The organism is Streptomyces californicus (genome assembly GCF_000717645.1).
GTDB classification, from domain to species: domain Bacteria; phylum Actinomycetota; class Actinomycetes; order Streptomycetales; family Streptomycetaceae; genus Streptomyces; species Streptomyces californicus.
On the sequence record NZ_JNZZ01000047.1, the window covers coordinates 1 to 23,259 of the forward strand.

Sequence of the window (23,259 nt, forward strand, 5' to 3'; positions counted from 1 at the left end):
CGCACCTGCCGCTCCGCCCCCGCTCACCGAACGACGAGAGTCCGCCGCCATGTACGAGTTGTCCCGGGTCCGCCTCTACTCCATCGGGCCTGCCGGTGCGCGCTACGCCGACACCGTCCTCGACCTGCGCGGCGTCGGCGCACCCGTCCCCGACCCCGCCCCCGCCCAGGCGGAGTTCTTCGAGGACGAGCCGGTCGGCCCGCCCCGCCGACCCGCCCCCGCCGGCGTCCTCTTCCTGGAGAACGGCGGCGGCAAGTCCGTCCTGCTGAAGCTGATCTTCTCGGTGATGCTCCCCGGCCACCGCAACACCCTCGGCGGCGCCAGCTCCGGCGTGCTGCGCAAGTTCCTCCTCGCCGACGACTGCGGGCACGTCGCCCTGGAGTGGCAGCACACCCTCACCGGTGAATGCGTCGTCGTCGGCAAGGTCAGCGAATGGCGGGGACGCCAGGTCTCCAACGACCCGCGCAAGTTCGCCGAGGCGTGGTACTCCTTCCGCCCCGGCCCCGGCCTCAGCCTCGACAGCCTGCCCGTCGCGGAGTCCTCCGCCGTGGGCCGCCCCGCCGAAGGCGTCTCCGGCGCCCGCGGCAGGCGGCGCACCATGAAGGGCTTCCGCGACGCGCTGATGGACGCGGGCAAGTTCTACGCGCACCTCGACGTGCACTGGGAAGAGATCCACGACCGCTGGAACGAACACCTCGGCGACCTCGGCCTCGACCCCGAACTCTTCCGCTACCAGCGCGAGATGAACGCCGACGAGGGCGAGGCCGCCGGCCTCTTCGCGGTGAAGAAGGACTCCGACTTCACCGACCTCCTGCTCCGCGCCGTCACCGACACCCGCGACACCGACGGCCTCGCCGACCTGGTCAGCGGCTTCGGCAACAAGCTGGGCCGCCGCGCCGAGCTGACCGCCGAACGCGACTTCACCGCGGGCTCCGTGGACCTCCTCGGCCGGATCGTCGAGGCCACCGACACCCGCGCCCGGACCCGCGACATCCACGCCGCCGCCGAACGCCGCACCCGCACCCTGGCCCGCAGGCTCTCCGCCCGCGCCGCCGAGGAGCGCGGCCGCACCGCCGAACTGGCCGAACAGGTCACCGCCGCCGCCCATACCGTCACCGGGGCCGAGTCGACCCGGGGCCGCCGCGCCCTGATCGCCGCCGAACTCGCCTACCGGCACGCCTCCCTGGCCCTGACCGCCGCCGAGAAGAGCGCGGCCGCGGGACGCAGGGAACTGGTCGAGGCCCGCACCCTCCACTCCGCCTGGCAGGCCGCCGAAGCCGTGCTGCGCCACCGCGCCGCCGCCGACCGCTCGGCCCGGGTGGCCGCCGCCATCCGCGAGGCCGAGCGCGACGCCGCCCCCGCCCTCGCCGCCCGCTCCGCCGCCGCCACCGACCTCGTCCGCGCCCTGCACCGGGCCGCCGAGGAGGGCGAACGCCTCGCCAACGAGGAGGAGGAGCGCTCCGACACCCTCCAGGCCACCGGCGAACGGGCCCACCGTGACGCCACGGTCGCCGCCACCGAGGCCCAGCGCGCCCGCAGCGAGGCCGGACACCTGCGCCAGCGCCTGGCCGAGGTGGGCCAGGAGACCGCCGAAGCCGTACGCGCCGGGTGGCTCGACGACTCCGCCCCCGACGCCGACCCCGCCCGCGCGGCCCTCGCCGCCAGCGACGCCGAACAGTCCGCCGTCGCCGCCTGGGACACCGCCCGCGAAGCCGCCCGGTCCGCCGCCGACACCGCCCGCGAGGCGGCCGCCGCCGAGAGCCGCGCCGAACTGGCCGCCGCCCGCGCCGCCGACGGGGCCAGGGCCGCCGAGCAGTCCCACCAGGACGAGCTGCGCGCCGCCGAGTCCATCGCGGCCGACCCCCGCCTGGCGGAGCTGCTGGGTCTCCCCACCGCCACCGGCGTCCCGCACCCCCGCCGGGAGACCGGCGAGGGGACCCCCGGAGCCGGTCAGGGCGGCGCGGGCCGGCCCGGCGGCGACGGCACCGCCCCCACCGGCCCCGATGCGGAGGCCGCCGCCGCGACCACCGACCGGGGCGTGGCCCTGGCGGACCAGCCCGTCGCCCAACGGCCCCTGACCGCCGAGGAGTTCGACCGCAGCGCCGACGAACTGCGCGAGCTGCTCGACCAGTCCGTCGCCGCCGCCGAACGCCGCCTCTTCGACCTGCGCACCGCCGCCGCCGACGACGCCCGCATCCTCGGCGCGCTCGGCGAGGGCGGGCTGCTGCCGCCCGGCCCCGACGTCCTCGCCACCGTCGAGTACCTGGGCGAGCACGGCATCCCCGCCCTGCCCGGCTGGCGCTACCTCGCCCAGGCCGTCGACCCGGCCGACCACGCCGCCGTCCTCGCCGCCCGCCCCGAACTGGTCGACGGCGTCGTCATCACCGACCCCGACGCCCACACCCGCGCCCGCGACGTCCTCGGCGGCGCGGCCCTGCTGCCCCGCTCCGCCGTGGCCGTCGGCACCGCCGCCGCCCTCCTCGCCCCCGTGCCCGCCCCCGGCGCCGGCCCGGACGGCCGGGGCGAAGGCGTCTTCCTCGTCCCGCCGAACCCGGCCATGCACGACGAACACGCCGCCGACGAGGAGCGCCACGCGCTGCGCAGCCGCGCCGCCGCCCGCGACGAGGACATCCGGACGCTGGCCGCCCGCCTCTCCGGCGACCGCGCCCTCGCCTCCCGCATCGGCTCCTGGCGCGCCGACTGCCCGCCCGGCATGCTCGCCGAGCTGGCCGAGGCCGCAGCCACCGCCCGTACGGCCGCCGAGAGCGCCGAAGCCGTCCTCGCCGAGGCCCGCACCGTCCGCGCCGAAGCCGACGAGGCCGCCGCCGACACCGCCCGCGTCCGCGACGAGCGCCAGGAGGCCGCCCAGCGGGCCCGCCGCGCCGCCGACGCGCTGGCCGGGCTCGCCCACCGGCTCCGCGAACGCGCCGGCTGGCAGGCCCGTTTGCGTGAACTGGTCGACGAGGCCGCCGAGTCCGAGGCCCGCGCCGGCGTCTGCCTCGACCTCGCCCGCGCCGCCGACGAGGACCGCCGCGCCGCCCAGCGCGCCGGGGACGACGCCCGCCGCACCGCCCGCGCCCTGCGCGCCGAACGCGCCGAGATCGCCGGCGTCCCCGAAGTCCTCCCCGAGGAGGACGAATCGAAGTCCCGCACCGCCCTGCCCACCCTGCGCGAGGCGTACCGGGCCGCGTCCCAGCTGTACGAGAAGGTCGGCGTCGGCGCCGACCTGCGCGCGGAACAGGCCCGCGCCGAGAGCGACGAGAGCGCCGCCCTGGCCGAGCTGGACCGCCTCACCAACAAGGTCCGCACCCGCGCCGCCCAGCTCCTGGAGAGCACCGACGGAGCCGACGGCCCGTCCCGCCAGGCCGCCACCGCCCGCGCCGAGGCACACGTCCAGCTCCTGGAGACCCGGGCGTCCACCGCCAGCGAGCACCTCGGCCGGCTGCGCGGCGAGGCCGAACGGCTCGCCCCCGACGACGAACGCCCGCACCACACCGAACTGCCCGAGGAACTGGCCCCGGCCGACGCCGAGAGCGCCCAGGCCCTGCTGCGCACCGCCACCGCCGAACTGGCCGACGCCACCGCCGCCCTGGACACCGCCCGCGCCGCCCACGGCGAACTGCTCCACGCCCACCGCACCGCCGAGGACTCCGCCGGAGGCTTCGACGAGACGGCCGCCCTGCTCCGCGACCTCCTGCGCGACCACGGCGCCGAGGAGGGGGCCGAGGACCCCGCCCCGTACTCCGGCACGCTGGAGGAGGCCCGGCAGTCCGCCGCCGAGTCCCGCCGCTCCCTGCGCGGCTGCAACGCCGACCTCTCGGCCGCCGAGAGCGCCGTCCGGGAAGCGAGCGACATCCTCGTCCGGCACGCCAACTCCACCCGGTACGAACAGGTCCGCACCCCCGCCCGCCAGCAGATCCGCGAGCTGCCCGCCTCCGCCCTGCCCGAGCACGCCCGCAAGTGGGCCGACGCCTTCGCGCCCCGGCTCCGGGTCCTCACCGACGAGCTGGTCCAGCTCGAACGCAACCGGGACTCCATCGTCGACCGGCTGCGCGGACTGGTCGAGTCGGCGCTCACCACGCTCCGCTCCGCCCAGCGGCTCTCCCAGCTCCCCGAGGGGCTGGGGGAGTGGTCGGGACAGGAGTTCCTCCGGATCCGCTTCGAGGAACCCGACCAGGCCACCCTCACCGAACGGCTCGGCGAGGTCATCGACGAGGCCACCCACGCGGCCCTCAAGAAGAACTCCGACCTGCGCCGGGACGGGATGTCCCTGCTGCTGCGGGGCGTCGAGGCGGCGCTGCGGCCCAAGGGCATCGCGGTGGAGATCCTGAAACCGGACGCCGTGCTGCGCGCCGAGCGGGTCCCGGTCGGGCAGATGGGCGACGTCTTCTCCGGCGGCCAGCTCCTCACCGCGGCCATCGCCCTCTACTGCACGATGGCCGCGCTCCGCAGCAACGACCGGGGCCGCGACCGCCACCGGCACGCGGGCACCCTGTTCCTCGACAACCCGATCGGCCGCGCCAACGCCACGTATCTGCTGGAGCTCCAGCGGGCGGTGTCGGACGCGCTCGGCGTGCAACTGCTGTACACGACCGGCCTGTTCGACACGACCGCGCTCGCCGAGTTCCCCCTCGTCATCCGGCTGCGCAACGACGCCGACCTGAGGGCCGGGCTCAAGTACATCAGCGTGGAGGAGCATCTGCGCCCCGGCCTGCCGCAGCAGGACCCGGAGGGGGAGACGGTGCACGGCGAGATCACGGCGACCCGGATGTTCAAGCGGAACGAACAGGGCGCGGCCGAGCCTGCCGCCGCGCCGCAGCCCGACGCGTGACCACCGACCGCCGCTCGCGACAGGACCGCCGCACCGGGCCGCCGCCCGCGATCGCCGGTCACGCCCGGCGTTCGGGCGCGACCGGTCGGCAGATCCGTCCGGCGCCCGGGTACGACGCGTCGGCGGATCCGCCCCGCGTCCGGACGTGACGCGGCGGCAGACCGCCCGTCAGCCCCGGACAACCGCCGCGGCGTTCGGGCCCGGAGCCCGGACGCGGCGGTCAGGCCCGGGAGAGGTCCCCGGCGCTCCGGCGGGGACCTATGCCGCCGCCCGTGCCGTCCCGCTCGGCCGCCCGCTCGGCCCGGCGGGACCGGCGCCGCTCACGGCGTATCTGCCGGGCCGAGCTGCTCGGCACGGACACCACGCCGTGGCGCTGGTTCCACACCTGCCGGGTCACCCAGACGTCGAGGACGGCCCAGGTGGCGACCACCGTGCTGGCCACGCTGCTGAGCACCATCGGGAAGGCCAGCCAGGAGCCGGTCAACGTGCTCAGAAAGGCGACCATCGCCTGGATGATCGTGAACGACATGATCAGGACGGCGCGCACGGCGGCCGTCCGCACCGCGTCGGGCATCCGGCGCTTCGAGGCCGGCTCCTCCACCCACAACTGCCGCGGTGCCCGCTGCCCGTCCGCGGCACCTCCCCGCGCGGCCGCCGACGCTCCGGCGCTCCCGCGTTCCTGCGTGCTCAAGGTCTTCAACTCCCCACCACCGTCCGACTTCAGGGTGGCTGCCCGGCTTGCGCCGGTTCTACGCGGGCGGAATGCATCCGTCCTGCCGCGCACGACCCCACCGTGCGTCTACCCCGTACATATGGACGAACCGCCCGTCCTGAAAATTCCCCTGAAAACACACGCGCAGGGCACAGAAGGTCACGGGCCGAATAATTCCAGCCAACTGATACGTGCCGGTACGAGGGAGTCCGGTCGGGGCCGTCTGTCGCTTTCGCGTATTTCATCGCCCGGAATACCGGGACAACTCATCGTCAAACGCCAGGTGGTCGGCTGAAAACCATCCGGACGTGTCTTCGAGTTGTCTCTGTGTCAGTAGTAGGCTCGCGCCGTTTATTGACGCAGGACGGACCTCGCCCGCGTCCACCCGATGCGCACCGGAGCACGCACGGTACGCGCCGGGGCGGAGCCGAGGGCCGACCGGGAGAGACCACCCCCGCGACGCGGGGTCGATCTGGGGGAGGCCATGCGCTTTCGCGGGAAGTCCATCCGCAGGAAGATCGTGGCGTTGCTGCTGGTGCCGCTCGTCTCCCTCACGGGCCTCTGGGTCTTCGCCACCTACGTCACCGGCCGTCAGGCCGACGAGCTGATGACCGCAGGATCGATCGTCGAGGAGGTCGGCTACCCGCTGGAGGACGCCGTCCGCGCCGTCCAGGCCGAACGGCGCCAGACCCTCGTCTTCCTCGCCGACCCCCGCGCCTCCGACGCCCTGCCCCTCCTCATACGCCAGCGCGCCGTCACCGACCGCGTCGTGGACCAGGTCAGGCGCAACTCCCGGGCCGCCGACGTCCGTGACGCGCTGAGCGAGGCCGACGCCCGCCGCCTGGACGCGATCCTCAGCGCCGTCGACGGGCTGGGGGCCCTGCGCGAGTCGGTCGAGAACCGCACCATCAGCAGGGCGAGGGCGCTGGACTTCTACAACGGTCTCATCGACCCCTGCTACCGCTTCCTCAGCGGGCTGCACGCCGTGGAGAACGTGGCGCTGGACAAGCAGATGCGCGCCCTGGTCGGGGTCTCCCGAGCCCGCGAGACGCTCTCGCGCGAGGACGCGCTGGTCGCCTCCGGCCTCATCGCCGGCCGCTTCACCACCCCCGAACTCCGCCACATCTCCGGCCTCGTGGCCCAGCGGGAGCTGCTCTACGAGGTCAGCCTGGAGAACCTCCCGGCCGACGAGCGCCGACGCGTCCAGCAGTTCTGGGGCAGCCCCGGCACCGAACCCCTGCGGACCGCCGAGGACGCCCTGATCTCCGCCGGCCCGACGACGCGTCCCGACGTCGTCGACGTCAAGCGCTGGGAGGAGGCCGCGGTACCCGTCCTCGACCGCCTCGCGGGCGACGCGGAGGAGATGGGCAACCGCTTCCAGGACCGCGCCGCGCCGGTCGGCCACCGGGTGCTCGCCCAGGCCGGCATCGCCGGGGTCCTCGGCTTCCTCGCCCTGACCGTCTCCGTGTTCGTCTCGGTGCGGATCGGCCGGCAACTCGTCCGCGACCTCTCCCGGCTGCGCAAGGACGCCCACGAGGTTTCCGGCGTACGCCTGCCGAGCGTCATGCGCAGGCTGGCGGCGGGCGAGCAGGTGGACGTCGAGACCGAGGCCCCGCACCTCAGCTACGAGCCCGACGAGATCGGCCAGGTCGGACAGGCCCTCAACACCCTCCAGCGCGCCGCCGTCGAGGCCGCCGTCAAACAGGCGGACATGCGGCGCGGCGTCTCCGAGGTCTTCGTCAACCTCGCCCGCCGCAACCAGGTCCTCCTGCACCGCCAGCTCACCCTGCTGGACGCGATGGAGCGCCGCACCGAGAACAGCGACGAACTGGCCGACCTGTTCCGCCTCGACCACCTCACGACCCGTATGCGACGGCACGCGGAAGGGCTCGTGATCCTCTCCGGCGCGGCCCCCTCCCGCCAGTGGCGCAAGCCCATCCAGCTGATGGACGTGGTGCGGGCCGCCGTCGCCGAGGTCGAGGACTACGAACGCATCGAGGTCCGGCGCCTCGCCCGGATCGGCGTCGGCGGCCCCGCCGTGGCCGACCTCACCCACCTGATCGCCGAACTCCTGGAGAACGCCACCGTCTTCTCGCCCCCGCACACCGCGGTCCAGGTGCACGGCGAACGCGTCTCCAACGGCTTCACGCTCGAAATCCACGACCGGGGCCTCGGCATGGCCCCCGAGGTGCTCCTCGACGCCAACCTGCGGCTCGCCGAGACCCCCGACTTCGAACTCTCCGACACCGACCGGCTCGGCCTGTTCGTCGTCAGCCGGCTCGCCCAGCGCCAGAACGTCCGGGTCTCCCTGCAGAAATCGCCGTACGGAGGCACCACCGCGGTCGTGTTCATCCCGGCCGCCCTGCTCACCGAGGCCCCCGACACCCACGGCACCGGGTTCCGCCTCGACCGCCGGGCCGAACGCGCGATCGGCGCCGGCCAGGAGACGGCCGCGGGCACGCCGGGCGCCACCCCGGGAGGGGAGCGCCGCGTCAACGGCAGGTCCGCCGTCCTGGCCCCCGTACCCACCGGGCTCTCCGGACCGGGCGTCCTGGACGGGCCGGTCGAACTGGAGGCCCCGGTCGGCCCCCTGGACTTCGCGGACGATCCGCTGGACCGTACGCCGGACCCCGCCCTGGACCCGGCGCTAGGCCCCGTCCTGGACGGCGTCTCCGACCTGGAGGACACCGAGAGCGAACGCGGCGGCATCTTCCGCGCCCGGGACCTGCGCCGCGACGGCGACCGCGAACCGGGCGGCCCCCGCCGGCACACCGACCGCGACCAGCACCAGCAGGCCCGCGACTCCGGCGACGGCCCCTCGGCGGAGGTCCGCCCGATGCGTCCCGCCGGCCCCGTCCCGCTGCCCCGCCGCACCCCGCCGACGCTGGTCAGCGACCGGGGCCGCCGTGTCGGCGAGCCGGACGACGGTACGGGCCCGGCCTCCGCGAAGGCCACCGGACCGGTCCCGCACGGCTCCGGCCGGCGGACCGACGACCCGGCCGACGAGCCCGCCGCCTCCGAAGCCCCCTGGACGACGCGGGCCGCCGCCCGCCGCGCGACGACGGCGCAGAACACCGCGCAGACCCCCCGCGCGACGGAGACCCCCGGCGCCTCCGAGCCCCCGTTCGCGCCGGAGCCGCCCCGCGCGGCCGAGCGGGACCGGGGCGCGTCGGAGCCCCCGGCCACCGCGGAGACGTCCCGTCCGGTGGAGCGCCCCCGCATCCCCGGGCCACGCCGTGACGGCTCCTCGGCCCCGGAGACCGTGGGAGGGCTGCCCCGGCGCGTCCGGCAGGCCAGTCTCGCCCGCCAGCTCCGGGAGGAGGCCGCCGAACGTGCACCGCAGCGGGCCCCCGCGGACACCGTCGACGACGCGGAACGCGACGCGGAGGAGGTACGCGCCCGCATGGCCTCGCTCCAGCGGGGCTGGCAGCGCGGCCGCAGGCAGAACGAGGAAGCCACCGAGAACGCCGCGAGGACCGAGCACCACGGCACCACCGCGCACACCCAGGCCACCGACAGCACGGAGAACGCCGACGACACCGGCGCCCCCGGTGGCACAGCACGAGGAACCACTCCGGGAGGGGACGGTCGATGACCGCACCGAACGCCGCAGCACACAACCCCGCACGCCACGGCTCGGGCGAGCTGAACTGGCTGCTCGACGAACTCGTCCAGCGCGTCGCCAGCATCCGCAAGGCGCTGGTGCTCTCCAGCGACGGACTCGCCACCGGCGCGTCGGCGGACCTGACCCGTGAGGACAGCGAGCACCTCGCCGCCGTCGCCTCCGGCTTCCACAGCCTCGCCAAGGGCGTCGGCCACCACTTCGACGCCGGCCGGGTCCGCCAGACCGTCGTCGAACTGGACGAGGCGTTCCTCTTCGTCACGGCCGCCGGCGACGGGAGCTGTCTCGCCGTCCTGGCCGAGGCGGACTCCGACGTGGGCCAGGTCGCGTACGAGATGACGCTGATGGTCAAGCGCGTGGGGGCGCACCTGGCCAACGCCCCACGGACGACCGGTCAGCCCGCCGGAGGGTGAGCGTGGCGGGCATGAGCGCCGAATCCCCGGGCCCCGGCCCCGGCCCCGGCTCTCCCGGGTCCGGTACGGGCGGTTCCGGCATGGGCTCAACGGGCCACGGCTCCGGCTCCGGCGCCCCGGACGGAACCGCCGGCCAGCGGGTTCCGCGGTGGTACGACGCGGACGCGGGCCCGGTGGTCCGCCCGTACGCGATGACCCGGGGGCGCACCAGCAGCCACTCCCGTCACCGCCTCGACCTGATCGCGCTCGTCGTGCCGGAACCGGCGGCCGACGACCCGGGCCGCGATCAGACGCTCGCCCCCGAACACGTGGCGATCGTCGAACTCTGCAGCGACGCGCCCCAGTCCATCGCCGAGCTGGCCGCCGAACTCGACCTCCCCGTAGGGGTGGTACGGGTCCTGGTCGGCGATCTCGTCGACGACGAGCTGGTGCACGTCACCCGCCCCGTTCCCCCGGCCGAACTGCCGGACGTGAACATTCTTCGCGAGGTTATCCATGGCCTTCGGGCGCTCTAGGCGCGACAAACGGCCTCCCGTCGAGCCCGTCACCCTGAAAATCCTGGTGGCGGGAGGGTTCGGCGTCGGCAAGACGACCGCGGTCGGCGCGGTCAGCGAGATCAGACCTCTCCGCACCGAGGAGCGCCTCACCGAGGCCGGCCGCCCGGTGGATGACCTGGAGGGCGTCGAGTCCAAGACGACCACCACGGTCGCGATGGACTTCGGCCGGATCACGCTGCGGGAGGACCTGGTCCTCTACCTGTTCGGCACCCCCGGGCAGGACCGCTTCTGGTTCCTCTGGGACGAGTTGGCGCAGGGCGCCCTGGGCGCGGTCGTCCTCGCCGACACCCGGCGCCTGGAGGACTGCTTCGCCGCGGTCGACTACTTCGAGCGCCGCCGCATCCCGTTCACGGTCGCGGTCAACGTCTTCGAGGGCTCCGAGAGGTTCCCCCCGGAGACCGTGCGGGCCGCGCTCGACCTCGACCCCGAGGTCCCGGTGCTCGTCTGCGACGCGCGGGACCGGTCCTCCGTGCGCGACGTCCTGGTCGCGGTCGTGGAGAACGCCCTGGAACGCGCCGCGCGGGAGCGCGAACCCGTCGCCACCTGAGCCGGACGGCCCTTCACCGAGGGCGGATCGGCACGCGTACGGCCCGTACCCCCGCCGACAGGGGTACGGGCCGCACACGGTCCGGCGCGCCGGGCCCCGAGTGTTCTGCGACAGTGACGCCCCGTCAAGGCATGGACGCGGAAAACCTGTTGGGGAGTCCCCGTACGCAACGCGGTTCAGGGCCGCCGGGTCTCGTCAGCGGACCGCCACCACCGCCGATCCATGCCCGAACAGCCCCTGGTTCGCCGTGATGCCGACCCGCGCGCCCGGCACCTGCCGCCGGCCGGCCCGCCCCCGCAGCTGCCGCGTCACCTCGCAGACCTGCGCGATGGCCTGGGCGGGCACCGCCTCGCCGAACGAGGCGAGACCGCCGCTCGCGTTGACCGGGACCCGGCCGCCCGGCCCCGTCGCCCCCGATCGCAGCAGCCGCGCCCCTTCGCCCGGACCGCAGAGCCCGATGTCCTCGTACCACTCCAACTCCAGTGCTGTGGAAAGGTCGTACACCTCCGCCAGCGAGACGTCCTCCGGACCGACGCCCGCCTCCTCGTACGCGGCCCGGGCGATCGAGGCCCGGAAGCCCTCCGGCGCCGGCTCCACGGCCACCGCCGAGTCCGTGCCGATGTCCGGCAGGTCCAGGACGGTCCTCGGGAAGGTCGGCGTCACGGTGGACACCGCCCTGATCCGCACCGGGTCACGCACCCCGCGCCGGCGCGCGTACTCCATGCCGCACAGCACGAGGGCGGCCGCCCCGTCGGATGTGGCGCAGATGTCCAGCAGCCGCAGCGGATCGGCGACCATCGCGGAGGCGGCGACCTCCTCGGCCGTCACCGGAGTGCGGTAGCGGGCGAACTCGTTGAGCGCCCCCGCCGCCGCGTTCTTCACCTTGACCAGGGCGAAGTCCTCCGGAGTGTCCCCGTACAGGGCCATCCGGCGGCGGGCGTACAGGCCGAAGTACGCCGGGTTCGTCGCCCCGAGCACCCGGAAGCGCAGCCAGTCCGGGTCGTCCGGCCGCTCCCCGCCCGCAGGGGCGAAGAACCCCTTGGGCGCCGCGTCCGCCCCCACCACCAGCACCACGTCCGCCAGACCCGCCAGGATCTGCGCCCGCGCCGTGTCGACGGCCTGCGCCCCCGAAGCGCACGCGGCGTACACGGAGGCGACCCGCGCCCCCTGCCACCCGAGCGCGCGGGCGAACGTCGCCCCCGCCACGTACCCCGGGTAGCCCCCGCGCACCGTCTGCGCGCCGACCACCGAGCGGATCTCCTCCCAGCCGACGCCCGCGTCCTCCAGCGCGGCCCGCGCGGCGATCCTCCCGTACGTGGCGAACCCGCGCCCCCACTTGCCCCACGGGTGCATCCCGACCCCGAGAACGGCCACGTCCCCGCTCATACGGCGGCCTCCCGGGCGGCACCGGACCGCTCGCGCCCCCCGCCGGTCATGAGCCGGCCTCCCGGGTGCCGTCCGCCGACGCGGGCCGCCAGTGCCAGGTGGTGTGGACGACGCCCGTTGCCGCGTCCTCGTCCAGGACGCCCGGCACCACCTCCACCACCGAGCCGACGGGAAGATCCGCCACACCCACGCCGGGCGCTGCCTGCCCCAGCACCACCATCCGCTCGGCCGCCAGCTCGACGGCGACCAGGGTGTACGGGGTCCAGGGGACGTCCGGATCGCTGACGTACGGGGGCGGCGGCCGGTAGCGCCCGTCGGTGCACGACCACACCGTGCCCCGCTTCGACAGGGGCACCTCCGCCAACTCGCCGCCGGAGCACGCCGGATTGCGGCAGCAGCCGTCCTCGCGGGGGAAGTGGACCGACCGGCAGCCGGAACAGCGGGTGCCCAGCAGCCGGAAATCCTCCTCCGCGGTGTCCTCGGTGAACCAACCGGCCACCACGGGTGTACGCGTGCGCGACAAAGCCCCTCCCGGCGCTCGATCTGACGGAACGTCAGAAGTGTGGCACGGGAGCCCTCGTGCGGCGAGGGGCGCGCTCCGCCGAACTCAGTCGCGGCCGTCCCGGCCGTGCTCCGCGAGCCACTTCGCCGCGGTCTCCGCGAGCTCCGCGTCCCGGCCCGCGAGCATCGTCCGGATCATCCGCGCGTCCCCGCGCAGCGACCACGCGGGATGCCCGAACGTCGCCGGGTTGTTCTTCTCGATCAGGAAGTGGGCGGGCCACGCCGTGCCGTACCCGATCAGCGGCAGGGCCGCCAGATACCGCTTCCGGCCGCGCGCGAGCCCGTACGCGGTGATCGCGAGCCCGGTCAGCGTGCCGGTCAGATGGACCCAGCGGGTGGCGGCACGGGAGTGCATCGCGACGTAGTAGGGCCAGAATTCCTCGTACGTGTCGAACGTCTGTGGTGACATACGGGCACCGTAGCCGCCCGCTCCGCAACCGGACACGCCCCTTTCGCGTCCGAAGGGGAGAACGGGCGGCCGGAGCCCACGGGGGTGGCCCCGACCGCCCGTTCCTCATGCCCGTGGCGATCCGCTCAGTGCCCGGCGACCGACCGGCGATGCACCGGGAAGTCGAAGTAGGTGTCCGGGAACGGCTCCGGCCGGTAGGTGAAGTGCCACCACTCCTCCGGCAGGTTCACGAACCCCACCTCGGCCAACGTCCGCTTCAGGAACTGCCGGTTGGCGCGCTGGGCGCCGGCGATCCGCGGGTCGTCGGTGTGCGACAGCGTGTCGAAGCAGTCGTAACCCGTGCCCATGTCCACCGAGTTGTCGCGGAACCGCTCGCCCCGCGGGGCGAAGCAGGGCGTCAGGCGCTCACCCGGACGGTACGGCCGGGTCGGCAGGGCCGGGAGCCGGACCAGCGTCAGGTCCACCGTGCTGCCGCGGCTGTGCCCGGACTTCTCCGCGATATAACCGTCGTCGAAGAGACGGGACTTGTCGACGCGCGGATAGAACTCCTCCTTCATGGACTGGTCGTCGAGGTCCTTCGCCCAGCGCACGAAATGGTCCACAGCCCGCTGCGGCCGGTAGCAGTCGTACACCTTCAGCGTGTACCCCTGGCGCAGCAACGTCCTCTGCGCCAGGTGCAGGGCGCGGGCGGCGGGCCGGGTCAGGACGCAGACCGGCTGCAGGTAGCCGTCCACCCGCTCACCCATGAAGGTGTGCGCGGTGGTGTAGCGCATCTCCTGGACGATGGTCGGGTCCACCGAACGCAGCGACACGAACTCCTCCGGAGCTCTCGGTTCGGACGGGCGCGCGAGCGCGGTGGGGGAGAGGGCCGTGACGGCGAGGAGGGCGGCGGCCGTGGCGGCGAGGGCACGCAGAGCGGTACGCATTCCTGTCATGGGCACACCGTCTATCAGTTCCGTGCCCTCCGGAGAAGGACGCGGCCGCCCCGCGACAGGGAAAAGAGGCCGACCACCGCCTCCCGGGGCCACCGCTTCTTCCGGAGCCCCCGGCCGGCCCCGTGAGGCCGCCGACCCCCGGACAGCGCGGAAGACGGTCCGGTACAGTCCGCCCGTGTCCGAACCCGGCGACAGCCCTTCCCCGACCGCCCCGCGGCAGCCCCGGTACGCGCGGGACTCCCACTGCGCCGCCTGCGGAGCCCCGTACGCCGGTCTCCCGGCCCCCGACGCCTGGCCCCGCACCTGTGCGCGCTGCGGAACGACCGCCTACCGCAACCCGCTCCCCGTCGCGGTGGCCCTGCTCCCCGTCACCGGCCCGGACGTCACCGGACTCGTCGTCATCACCCGCACCATCGAGCCGCAGAAGGGCGGCGCGGCGCTGCCCGGCGGGTTCATCGACCACGGCGAGGACTGGCGTACGGCGGTGGTCCGCGAACTGCGCGAGGAGACCGGGATCGAGGCCGCCGCCCCGGACGTCCGCCTCGCCGACGTCCTCAGCGATACCGACGGGCACCTCCTGGTCTTCGGCCTCCTCCCGGCCCGCCCCCTCGCGAGTCTGCCGCCCTCGACGCCGACCGACGAGACCTCCGGCCACACGGTCCTGTACGCCCCCCGGCCCTTGACGTTCCCGCTGCACACCGAGGCCGCGAACGCCTGGTTCGCCGGCCGCTACAGGCCCTAGCACGCCCCGGCCGACGCAGCACCCGCGCTCCCGAGAGCGCGGGCGAATCACCGGCCCGGACTCCCGCGAGCACCGGCCCGACCGCCCGCGCCCGCGAGCGCCGACGCGGCACCGGCCCGACCGCCGGCGCCGCACCCGCCCGGCGAACGGCGGCCCCGCCCGTAGCCCCTACGAAGCATCCGGCACCCCCCGCACCCGCACCGGACAGCCCACCGCGCCCTCCCCGCCGCCCCCGTCGCGCCGCCTCACCACCACGCGGTCGCCCTCCCACCGCGTCGCGTACCGCTCGACCTCCGCCTCCGCCCACCCGTCGCCCGGGTCCCGCACCACCACCCCGCCGCCGGTGCGCCCCGGCGCGGGCGCCCACACCTCCAGCTCCGGACCGCCGTCCGCGCCCCGCACCGGAATCACCGCGCCCGCCCGCGCCAGCACCGGAACCCCCGACAGCGGGGCGTCCAGCAGGACCTGGCCCGGCCCCTCGTACGCCCGCCCGGTCGCCGTGTCGTACCACCGCCCCCGCGGCAGCCGCACCGCGCGCCGCCGCACCCCCGGCTCCAGCACCGGGGCCACCAGCAGCGCGTCGCCGAGCAGGAACGCGTCCTCGCACTCCCGCAGCGCCCGGTCGCCCGGCGCACCCCACCACACCGGCCGCACATAGGGCGCCCCCGTCAACCGTGCGACCTGCGACAACGACACGAAGTACGGGTGCAGCCGCTCCCGCTCCACCAGCGCCGCCCGCGCGTGCTCCAGCACCTCGGGTCCGAACTCCCACGGCTCCCGCCGCCCCGCGTCGATCGCCGCGTGCGTACGGAACAACGGCAGGTACGCCCCCAGCTGGAACCACCGCAGATACAGCTCCGGCGACGGGAACCCGTCGAACCCGCCCACATCCGGGCCCGAGTACGGCACCCCGCACAGCCCCAGCCCCACCACCAGCGACAACGACGCCCGCAACCCCGGCCACCCCGTCGACACATCACCGGACCAGGTGCCCCCGTACCTCTGCATCCCCGCCCAGCCCGAACGCGAGAAGAGGAACGGCCGCTCCTCGGGACGCCACCGCAGCAGCCCCTCGTACCCGGCGCGCGCCATCGCCAGCGCGTACACGTTGTGCGCCTCCCGGTGATCGCCCCCGGCGCCCTCCAGCACGTGCCGGGCCGACCGGGGCAGCGACGGATCACCGAACGCCGCGAACGACACCGGCTCGTTCATGTCGTGCCACACCCCGGAGAAGCCCTGCGCAAGCCGCTCCTCGTACAGAGATCCCCACCAATCCCGCACAAACGGATCAGTGAAGTCCGGATAGACGCAGGCACCCGGCCACACCTCCCCGACCACCACCCGGCCCCGCGCGTCCCGCACGTACGCCCCACGCGCCCCCACCGCACGCCCCGCCTCGAACACCGCGCCCCCGGGCTCGGCCTTCACCGCCGGATCCACGATCGACACCAGCCGCACCCCATCCGCGCGCAACTCCTTCGCCAGCGCGGGCAGCCCGGGAAACCGCTCCGGGTCCACCGTGAACACCCGGTGCCCGTCGTAGTGATCGATGTCCAGATGCAGGACGGACAACGGCAGCCCCCGCTCCCGGTACCCGCTCACGACCCGCCGCACCTCCTCCGCGCTGCCGAACCCCCACCGGGCGTGCTGCGGCCCCAGCGCCCACGACGGCGGCGCCACCGGCGGGCCCGTCAACGCCGTCCACCCCCGCAGCACCCGGGCCGGCGTCCCCGTCACCACCCAGCAGCGCAGCGGCCCGCCCTCCATCCGCACCTCGCAGGTGCCCGGCCGGTCGTGCCCCGAACCGGCACCCTCCTCGCCCTCCCGCAGCGCCACCCGGCCCGCCCAGGAGTTGTCGTGGAACGCCAGGTGCGTCCCCGCGTCCGACACCACCACCTGCACCGGCATCGTCAGATACAGCGGATCGTCCCCGGGCCCGAACCGACCGCCGGGATCGGTGTTCCACAGCCCGTACACCCCGTCCCGCAACCGCGGCCCGCCCGCCCGGCCGCCCAGCCCGAAGAACCGCGCGTCCGCCGGTACCTCCGAACGCTGCACCCACCGCACCGGGCCCCCGCCCACCGGCTCCCACCAGCGCGGCGGCAGCTCACGCCGCAACAGCACCCCGCCCGGCGTCCGCAGCTCCACCGCCCCGGTCCGCGACACCACCACCGTCAGCCGCTCCGACACCACCTGCCAGCCGCCGTCCTTGCCCGGCTCCAGCACCGCCCGCTCGTCCGGCGCGGGCGCCGCGCCCGCCAGCGCGTACGACGGCGAAGGCTCCGCCCCGTCCCACGACCAGAACACCGCCCCGCCCACCGCCACCCGGATCCGCAGCTCCGAACGGGCGAACCGCACCACACCCCCGCCCGGCCCCGGCTCCGCCCCCGTCAGCGCACCCGGCACCCGGGCCCGCTCCGGACCGCGCGCCGGCAGCGCGGCCGCATCCGCGGACCGGCGCCGCCACGCCGAGCGCACCGCGCGCAGTCCTCGCACCGAACCGACCCATCTCACCCGACGCACCAGGTCACGACCGTTCATGGCGCACACCCTGCCACCCGCCCGACCCGCAGAACCCTCCGTTCAACTCCCGTTCACCCGTGCCGCGCCCGGCCGGACGGCGACCGCCGCCGCGGGGTGACCCTGGTGCCGATGACGATCACGTGGCATCGTCCGTGTCAGCCGCTCACGCGCACACCCCGGCCCGTGCGCGTCGACACGCCCACCCCGCGTACGTACAGCCAGGGAGCAGCACTCATGACCGCAGCCACGCCCGACGCCCCGCTCTGGCAGCCCGGCCCCGACCGCATCGAGGCCGCCGCCGTCACCCGCTTCCAGAACTGGGCCGCCGACCGGTACGGCGCCCCGGCCGATGGCGGCTACGCGGCCCTGCACCGCTGGTCCGTCGACGAGCTCGACACCTTCTGGCGAGCCGTCGCCGAATGGTTCGACATCCGCTTCTCCACCCCGTACGAGAGCGTCCTCGGCGACCGCGCGATGCCCGGCGCCACCTGGTTCCCCGGCGCCACCCTCAACTACGCCGAACACGCCCTGCGCACCGCCGAGGACCCCGCCCGCGCCGACACCCCCGCCCTGCTGCACGTCGACGAGACCCATACCCAGGACCCCGTCAGCTGGGCCGAACTCCGCCGCCAGGTCGGCGCGCTGGCCGCCGAACTCCGCGCCCTCGGCGTCACCCCCGGCGACCGCGTGAGCGGCTACCTCCCCAACATCCCGCAGGCCGTCGTCGCCTTCCTCGCCACCGCCGCCGTCGGCGCCGTCTGGACCTCCTGCGCCCCCGACTTCGGCGCCCGCAGCGTCCTCGACCGCTTCCAGCAGATCGAACCCGTCGTCCTCTTCGCCGTCGACGGCTACCGCTACGGCGGCAAGGAGCACGACCGCACGGAGACCGTCGCCGAACTCCGCCGCGACCTGCCCACCCTGCGCGCCGTCGTCCACATCCCGCTGCTCGGCACCGACGCCCCCGAAGGCGCCCTCGCCTGGGCCGCCCTCACCTCCGCCGACACCGAACCGGTCTTCGAACAGGTCCCCTTCGACCACCCGCTCTGGGTCCTCTACTCCTCCGGCACCACCGGCCTGCCCAAGGCCATCGTCCAGTCCCAGGGCGGCATCCTGCTCGAACACTTCAAGCAGCTCGGCCTCCACTGCGATCTCGGCCCCGAGGACCGGTTCTTCTGGTACACCTCCACCGGCTGGATGATGTGGAACTTCCTCGTCTCCGGCCTCCTCACCGGCACCACGGTCGTCCTGTACGACGGCAGCCCCGGCTACCCCGACATCAGCGCCCAGTGGCGGGTCGCCGAACAGACCGGCGCCACCCTCTACGGCACCTCCGCCGCCTACGTCATGGCCTGCCGCAAGGCGGACGTCCACCCCGGCCGCGACTTCGACCTCTCCCGTATCCAGTGCGTCGCCACCACCGGCTCCCCGCTCCCGCCCGACGGCTTCCGCTGGCTCCACGACGAGGTCGCCGAAGACCTCTGGATCGCCTCCGTCAGCGGCGGCACCGACGTCTGCTCCTGCTTCGCCGGAGCCGTCCCCACCCTCCCCGTCCACATCGGCGAACTCCAGGCCCCCTGCCTCGGCACCGACCTCCAGTCCTGGGACCCCGCGGGCAAGCCCCTCACCGGCGAGGTCGGCGAACTCGTCGTCGCCAACCCCCTGCCGTCCATGCCGATCCGCTTCTGGAACGACCCCGACGGCAGCCGCTACCACGACAGCTACTTCGACATGTACCCCGGCGTCTGGCGGCACGGCGACTGGATCACCCTCACCGACCGCGGCTCGGTGATCATCCACGGCCGCTCCGACTCCACCCTGAACCGCCAGGGCGTCCGCATGGGCTCCGCCGACATCTACGAGGCCGTCGAACGGCTCCCCGAGATCCGCGAGTCCCTCGTCATCGGCATCGAGGAGCCCGACGGCGGCTACTGGATGCCCCTCTTCGTCCACCTCGCCGAAGGCGCCACCCTCGACGACAGTCTGCGCGACGCCATCAAGCGGACCATCCGCGAGAACCTCTCCCCGCGCCACATCCCGGACGAGGTCATCGAGGTCCCCGGCATCCCGCACACCCTCACCGGCAAACGCATCGAGGTTCCGGTCAAGCGCCTCCTCCAGGGAACCGAGCTGGCCAAGGCCGTCAACCCCGGCTCCGTCGACAACCTCGACCTCCTCCGCTTCTACGCGGACCTTGCGGCGAGGCGCCGCGCGTAACGCCACTGTCAGTCCCCCTGATTACGCTGAGTGAGCAAGGATTCACCGCGCACAGGGGGACACATGGCGCAGACCGACAACACCAGGAACAACGCCGCGCACCGCAAGCACCGCACCAGGAGGCACGGCACCCCGCACCCCACCACCCTGCGACGCAGCCTGCGCCGCGAAGCCCCCAGCATCGTCGGACTCCTCGTCGACGAACGGGACTTCGCGGCCATGCGCCGCTACCGCACCTTCCCCTTCGACGACCACACCGCCTACCTGCACCAGGTCGAGGGCCTGCTCAAGACACTCGCCGCCCAGGGCACCCACGCCACGGTCGCCCTCTTCGACCCCGAGGACTACGCCGAGTTCTGCGCGGAGTCCGGAATCGACGCCGACACCGGAGCCGGCCGCAGCCGCTTCACCGCCGAGATCGCCGCCGCCGGAGCCACCGTCACCTACACCGGCCAGCGGCTGAGCGATCTCGTCCCCGTACTCGTCTCCCGCGCGGTCCGCCGCGCCACCTGGGAGTACGCCACCCTCCGCCTCACCGAGGTCGGCGACTGCGCCGACTGCGGCCAGGACATCGGACGCGCCGCCTTCGACCGTGCCTCGCACCTGATCCTGCGCCTGCTGGAGACGGCGGGACCGGGCAGCCACCACCTGGTGTGCAGCGTCCCGACCGACCACGACCAGCTCATGGCCGTGCTCCACACCCACCGCGACACCACCGGACCGGCCCGCCTCGACGGCACCGAGGGCGCGGAGTTCGCCACCGTCCTCGCGGTCGCCGTCGCCCTGGAAGCACGCGCCGGAGTCGTCCTGCGCACCAGCGCCCCGGACAGCCCGGACCGCGTGCACGGCTGGCGGCTGGCCGACGGCGGCCTCGCCCCGCTCACCGCCGGCGAGGTCTTCAACGCCTACTGCACCGACGCGGACACCGGTGAGCCGGTCCCACCGGAATCCGGCGTCGAGTACTGCGCGGGGTTCGACATCGGAGCCGACGCCCCCGAACCCCACCACTGACCACAGCGAGACCCGAGCCGCACATACGCGGAAAGAAAAGGGGAGGGGCTCCCCGCCACGGCGGAAAGCCCCTCCCCGAAACCACTCGGACCCGATCAGCCCCTCCGGGTCTCCTACTCGCCCGAGAGCACGGCCTGCGCCGCGCTGCGCGCCTCGTCGGCCGATTCGGCCGAACGAGCCGCGTTCGCCGCCCGCTCGCACTGCGCCAGCGAGTACTTGGCCAGCGTGGCCCGCACATAGGGAATGGACGCCGCACCCATGGAGAGCGAGGTGACCCCGAGCCCCGTCAGCACGCACGCCAGCAGCGGATCCGCCGCGGCCTCACCGCAGACACCGCAGCTCTTGCCCTCGGCACGCGCCGCCTCGGCGGACAGCGCCACCAGGTCGAGCAGCGCGGGCTGCCACGGGTCCTGCAGGCGCGACACCGCACCCACCTGACGGTCGGCCGCGAAGGTGTACTGCGCCAGGTCGTTGGTGCCCAGCGAGAGGAACTCCACCTCCTGGAGGATCGACCGCGCCCGCAGGGCGGCCGACGGGATCTCCACCATCGCCCCGAACTTCGCCCGCAGCCCGGCCTCGCGGCACGCGTCCGCGAACGCCTTGGCATCCGCACGGTCGGCCACCATGGGGGCCATGACCTCCAGGTACACCGGAAGCCCCTCGGCGGCCTTGGCCAGCGAGGTCAGCTGCGTACGCAGCACCTCGGGGTGGTCCAGCAGGCTCCGCAGCCCCCGGACACCCAGCGCCGGGTTCGGCTCGTCGGCCGGCGTCAGGAAGTCCAGCGGCTTGTCCGCCCCGGCGTCCAGCACCCGCACGACGACGCGCCCCTCGGGGAACGCCTCCAGCACCGCACGGTAGGCCGCGACCTGCTTCTCCTCGGAAGGGGCCTGCTTGCTGTCGTCCAGGAACAGGAACTCGGTGCGGAACAGCCCCACACCCTCCGCCCCCGCCTCGACCGCCGCCGGCACGTCGCCCGGACCGCCGACGTTGGCGAGCAGCGGCACCTTGTGCCCGTCCGAGGTGGCCCCGGGACCGGTCGAAGCGGCCAGCGCCGCCTTACGAGCGGCCGCGGCGCCCTCCATCTCGGCGCGCTTCTCGGCGGTCGGCTCCACGAAGATCTCGCCCGTGCTGCCGTCCACCGCGACGACCGTGCCCTCGGCCAGTTCACCGGCGCCGGGCAGCGCCACCACGGCCGGAACGCCGAGCGCCCGCGCCAGGATCGCGCTGTGGCTGGTCGGCCCGCCCTCCTCGGTGACGAAACCGAGCACCAGCGCGGGGTCCAGCAGCGCCGTGTCGGCCGGCGCCAGATCGCGCGCGATGAGCACGTACGGCTCGTCACTGTCCGGCACACCGGGCATCGGCACACCGAGCAGCCGCGCCACGATCCGGTTCCGTACGTCGTCGAGGTCCGCGACCCGGCCCGCCAGGTACTCCCCGGCATTGGCGAGCAGCGCCCGGTACGCGGCGAACGCGTCGTACACGGCGCGTTCGGCGGTGCTGCCCACGGCGATACGCCGATCGACGTCGGACATCAGCTCGGGGTCCTGCGCCATCATGGCCTGGGCTTCCAGCACGTGCTGTGCCTCGCCGCCGGCCAGGTTGCCGCGCGCGACGAGATCGGCCGCCACCGCCTCGACCGCCTGCCGGGCGCGCCCCTGTTCGCGCTCGGCCTCCTCGGCGGGGATCGATTTGGCAGGCGGCTCCAGCACCGCCGTGCCCATGTGCCGAACCTCGCCGATGGCCACACCGTGGCTCACGCCGACGCCTCGCAGCGTTGTCTCCATTTCACCCGTCTCCGGTCGTGCGGCGACCGTGTCACCGCGGTGGTTGTGCAACTGGCTCGTCACTGCGCCCGAGGCGTCACTGCCAGCCGAAAAGCGCGTCGCCGATCTTCACGTCGCCGTCCTCGCGGACGTCCGACAGCGACTCGGCGGTGGCTTCGAGGGCCACGACGGGGCAGATGGGCGACTTGCCGGCGGCCTCGACGGCGACCGGGTCCCAGCGCACGATGCCCTGGCCGCGGGTCACCGTGTCTCCCTTGTTCACGAGGAGCTCGAAGCCCTCGCCGTTGAGCTGGACGGTGTCGATGCCGAGGTGGGTCAGCACCCCGTGCCCCTCCGAGTCGACGACGACGAAGGCGTGGGGGTGCAGGGAGACGACGATGCCGTCCACGGGAGACACGGCCTCGGAGGGCTCGCGTACGGGATCGATGGCGGTGCCGGGACCGACCATCGCACCGGAGAAGACCGGGTCGGGAACCGCGGTGAGTCCGATGGCGCGTCCGGACAGAGGGGACGTCACGTTGGTCATGGGGAGCCTCCCAGGGGGTGGAGATTCAGGTGTCGCCGCCGCGACTGATGGGGGACGGCGTACTGCTCAGCAGCGTAAGTCATATGAAGTCCCGGTTCCGCCCGAGACCTCCCGCTTGGCGGACCTAGGGGTGCACCGGAAACGATTTGCCTCGGTCCTCGGCGACCTGTACTGTCGTACCCCTGCCTGACCCCAACGCGACAGTGAGTCGGGGGTCGGCGGCGACCTTCAAGCCCAGATCCTAACCAAGAACACTTCTTCGGCATGCCCGCAGGACGTGGTCAAGGGAAAGGGAAAAGGCTGATAGAGTCGGACTCGCCGGAAAGGGAAAACGCGAAAGCGAAGACCTGGAAAGCGAAACAAGTAGGATCGCAGGGCCCGCTTCGGCCGGGAATCGGACACGAAAGAGTCTGATAGAGTCGGAAACGCAAGACAGCAAGACAAAGAAACACGAAGGGAAGCGCCCGGAGGGCCCCGGTGATACGG

Annotated in this window: 16 protein-coding genes; 8 read left to right on the forward strand and 8 right to left on the reverse strand. The window is 74.2% G+C overall.

The annotated features are described in order from the left end of the window. Positions 1-49: 49 nt before the first annotated feature. Positions 50-4,831 carry a hypothetical protein gene (locus IF19_RS0133335; protein WP_030121237.1) on the forward strand — a complete coding sequence of 1,594 codons (4,782 nt, stop codon included), beginning with the start codon at positions 50-52 and terminating at the stop codon, positions 4,829-4,831. A gap of 220 nt (positions 4,832-5,051) precedes the next feature. Here IF19_RS0133335 and IF19_RS0133340 read toward each other — a convergent pair whose 3' ends face one another. Beyond that, positions 5,052-5,405 (reverse strand): hypothetical protein, encoded by a 354-nt coding sequence (locus IF19_RS0133340; RefSeq protein ID WP_030116458.1) that lies wholly within the window; start codon positions 5,403-5,405, stop codon positions 5,052-5,054. Between the two features lie 622 nt (positions 5,406-6,027). Between IF19_RS0133340 and IF19_RS0133345 the strand changes: the two genes are divergently transcribed. From IF19_RS0133345 to IF19_RS0133360, 4 genes are all read left to right on the forward strand, one after another. Further along, the gene (locus tag IF19_RS0133345) at positions 6,028-9,138 is read left to right on the forward strand and encodes a sensor histidine kinase (RefSeq protein ID WP_030116459.1); all 3,111 of its coding nucleotides are present in this window, start codon (positions 6,028-6,030) and stop codon (positions 9,136-9,138) included. Further along, positions 9,135-9,578, forward strand: coding sequence for a roadblock/LC7 domain-containing protein (locus IF19_RS0133350; RefSeq protein ID WP_030116460.1), 444 nt, complete (start codon positions 9,135-9,137; stop codon positions 9,576-9,578). Before IF19_RS0133345 ends, IF19_RS0133350 begins: the two co-directional genes overlap by 4 nt. An 80-nt stretch (positions 9,579-9,658) precedes the next feature. Further along, entirely contained in the window at positions 9,659-10,093 is a 435-nt protein-coding gene (locus IF19_RS0133355) for a DUF742 domain-containing protein (RefSeq protein ID WP_030116461.1), read from the forward strand. After that, the gene (locus IF19_RS0133360; protein ID WP_030116462.1) at positions 10,074-10,682 is read left to right on the forward strand and encodes a GTP-binding protein; all 609 of its coding nucleotides are present in this window, start codon (positions 10,074-10,076) and stop codon (positions 10,680-10,682) included. Before IF19_RS0133355 ends, IF19_RS0133360 begins: the two co-directional genes overlap by 20 nt. Positions 10,683-10,877: 195 nt before the next feature. On the opposite strand, the gene IF19_RS0133365 is transcribed toward IF19_RS0133360, so the two are convergent. The 4 genes from IF19_RS0133365 to IF19_RS0133380 all read right to left on the reverse strand — a co-directional run bounded on the left by IF19_RS0133365 (position 10,878) and on the right by IF19_RS0133380 (position 13,973). Beyond that, on the reverse strand, positions 10,878-12,068 hold the full coding sequence (locus IF19_RS0133365) for a lipid-transfer protein (protein ID WP_030116463.1): 1,191 nt from the start codon (positions 12,066-12,068) through the stop codon (positions 10,878-10,880). A 46-nt stretch (positions 12,069-12,114) separates the two neighbouring features. Then, a complete protein-coding gene (locus IF19_RS0133370; RefSeq protein WP_172674277.1) occupies positions 12,115-12,591 on the reverse strand; it encodes a Zn-ribbon domain-containing OB-fold protein in 477 nt (158 codons plus the stop codon). 84 nt (positions 12,592-12,675) lie between these two features. Beyond that, positions 12,676-13,038 (reverse strand): Mpo1-like protein, encoded by a 363-nt coding sequence (locus IF19_RS0133375; protein WP_030116465.1) that lies wholly within the window; start codon positions 13,036-13,038, stop codon positions 12,676-12,678. Between the two features lie 125 nt (positions 13,039-13,163). Beyond that, on the reverse strand, positions 13,164-13,973 hold the full coding sequence (locus IF19_RS0133380; RefSeq protein WP_030116466.1) for a M15 family metallopeptidase: 810 nt from the start codon (positions 13,971-13,973) through the stop codon (positions 13,164-13,166). A gap of 175 nt (positions 13,974-14,148) precedes the next feature. Here IF19_RS0133380 and IF19_RS0133385 point away from each other — a divergent pair, with 175 nt between their 5' ends. Further along, positions 14,149-14,715, forward strand: a complete 567-nt coding sequence (locus IF19_RS0133385) for an NUDIX domain-containing protein (protein ID WP_030116467.1) — start codon at positions 14,149-14,151, stop codon at positions 14,713-14,715. 168 nt (positions 14,716-14,883) lie between these two features. Here the strand turns inward: IF19_RS0133385 and IF19_RS0133390 are convergent, their stop codons facing one another. Continuing rightward, a complete protein-coding gene (locus tag IF19_RS0133390) occupies positions 14,884-17,256 on the reverse strand; it encodes a glycoside hydrolase family 31 protein (RefSeq protein ID WP_030116468.1) in 2,373 nt (790 codons plus the stop codon). A 216-nt stretch (positions 17,257-17,472) separates the two neighbouring features. Here IF19_RS0133390 and IF19_RS0133395 point away from each other — a divergent pair, with 216 nt between their 5' ends. Continuing rightward, on the forward strand, positions 17,473-19,452 hold the full coding sequence (locus tag IF19_RS0133395; RefSeq protein ID WP_030278050.1) for an acetoacetate--CoA ligase: 1,980 nt from the start codon (positions 17,473-17,475) through the stop codon (positions 19,450-19,452). 63 nt (positions 19,453-19,515) lie between these two features. Then, positions 19,516-20,463: a hypothetical protein gene (locus IF19_RS0133400; RefSeq protein ID WP_030121243.1), complete on the forward strand. Its 948-nt coding sequence runs from the start codon at positions 19,516-19,518 to the stop codon at positions 20,461-20,463. A gap of 113 nt (positions 20,464-20,576) precedes the next feature. Here IF19_RS0133400 and ptsP read toward each other — a convergent pair whose 3' ends face one another. Together ptsP and IF19_RS0133410 are read right to left on the reverse strand one after the other, a co-directional pair. Continuing rightward, positions 20,577-22,247, reverse strand: coding sequence for a phosphoenolpyruvate--protein phosphotransferase (ptsP, locus tag IF19_RS0133405; RefSeq protein ID WP_030116474.1), 1,671 nt, complete (start codon positions 22,245-22,247; stop codon positions 20,577-20,579). A 76-nt stretch (positions 22,248-22,323) separates the two neighbouring features. After that, entirely contained in the window at positions 22,324-22,773 is a 450-nt protein-coding gene (locus tag IF19_RS0133410; RefSeq protein ID WP_030116475.1) for a PTS sugar transporter subunit IIA, read from the reverse strand. Positions 22,774-23,259: the final 486 nt, after the last annotated feature.

Bases quoted from the DNA above. Each gene is read 5' to 3' on its own strand.
- IF19_RS0133335 (WP_030121237.1), top strand. From the start codon at position 50: ATGTACGAGTTGTCCCGGGTCCGCCTCTACTCCATCGGGCCTGCCGGT.
- IF19_RS0133340 (WP_030116458.1), bottom strand. From the start codon at position 5,405: ATGCCCGACGCGGTGCGGACGGCCGCCGTGCGCGCCGTCCTGATCATG.
- IF19_RS0133345 (WP_030116459.1), top strand. From the start codon at position 6,028: ATGCGCTTTCGCGGGAAGTCCATCCGCAGGAAGATCGTGGCGTTGCTG.
- IF19_RS0133350 (WP_030116460.1), top strand. From the start codon at position 9,135: ATGACCGCACCGAACGCCGCAGCACACAACCCCGCACGCCACGGCTCG.
- IF19_RS0133355 (WP_030116461.1), top strand. From the start codon at position 9,659: ATGGGCTCAACGGGCCACGGCTCCGGCTCCGGCGCCCCGGACGGAACC.
- IF19_RS0133360 (WP_030116462.1), top strand. From the start codon at position 10,074: ATGGCCTTCGGGCGCTCTAGGCGCGACAAACGGCCTCCCGTCGAGCCC.
- IF19_RS0133365 (WP_030116463.1), bottom strand. From the start codon at position 12,068: ATGAGCGGGGACGTGGCCGTTCTCGGGGTCGGGATGCACCCGTGGGGC.
- IF19_RS0133375 (WP_030116465.1), bottom strand. From the start codon at position 13,038: ATGTCACCACAGACGTTCGACACGTACGAGGAATTCTGGCCCTACTAC.
- IF19_RS0133380 (WP_030116466.1), bottom strand. From the start codon at position 13,973: ATGACAGGAATGCGTACCGCTCTGCGTGCCCTCGCCGCCACGGCCGCC.
- IF19_RS0133390 (WP_030116468.1), bottom strand. From the start codon at position 17,256: ATGAACGGTCGTGACCTGGTGCGTCGGGTGAGATGGGTCGGTTCGGTG.
- IF19_RS0133395 (WP_030278050.1), top strand. From the start codon at position 17,473: ATGACCGCAGCCACGCCCGACGCCCCGCTCTGGCAGCCCGGCCCCGAC.
- IF19_RS0133400 (WP_030121243.1), top strand. From the start codon at position 19,516: ATGGCGCAGACCGACAACACCAGGAACAACGCCGCGCACCGCAAGCAC.
- ptsP (WP_030116474.1), bottom strand. From the start codon at position 22,247: ATGGAGACAACGCTGCGAGGCGTCGGCGTGAGCCACGGTGTGGCCATC.
- IF19_RS0133410 (WP_030116475.1), bottom strand. From the start codon at position 22,773: ATGACCAACGTGACGTCCCCTCTGTCCGGACGCGCCATCGGACTCACC.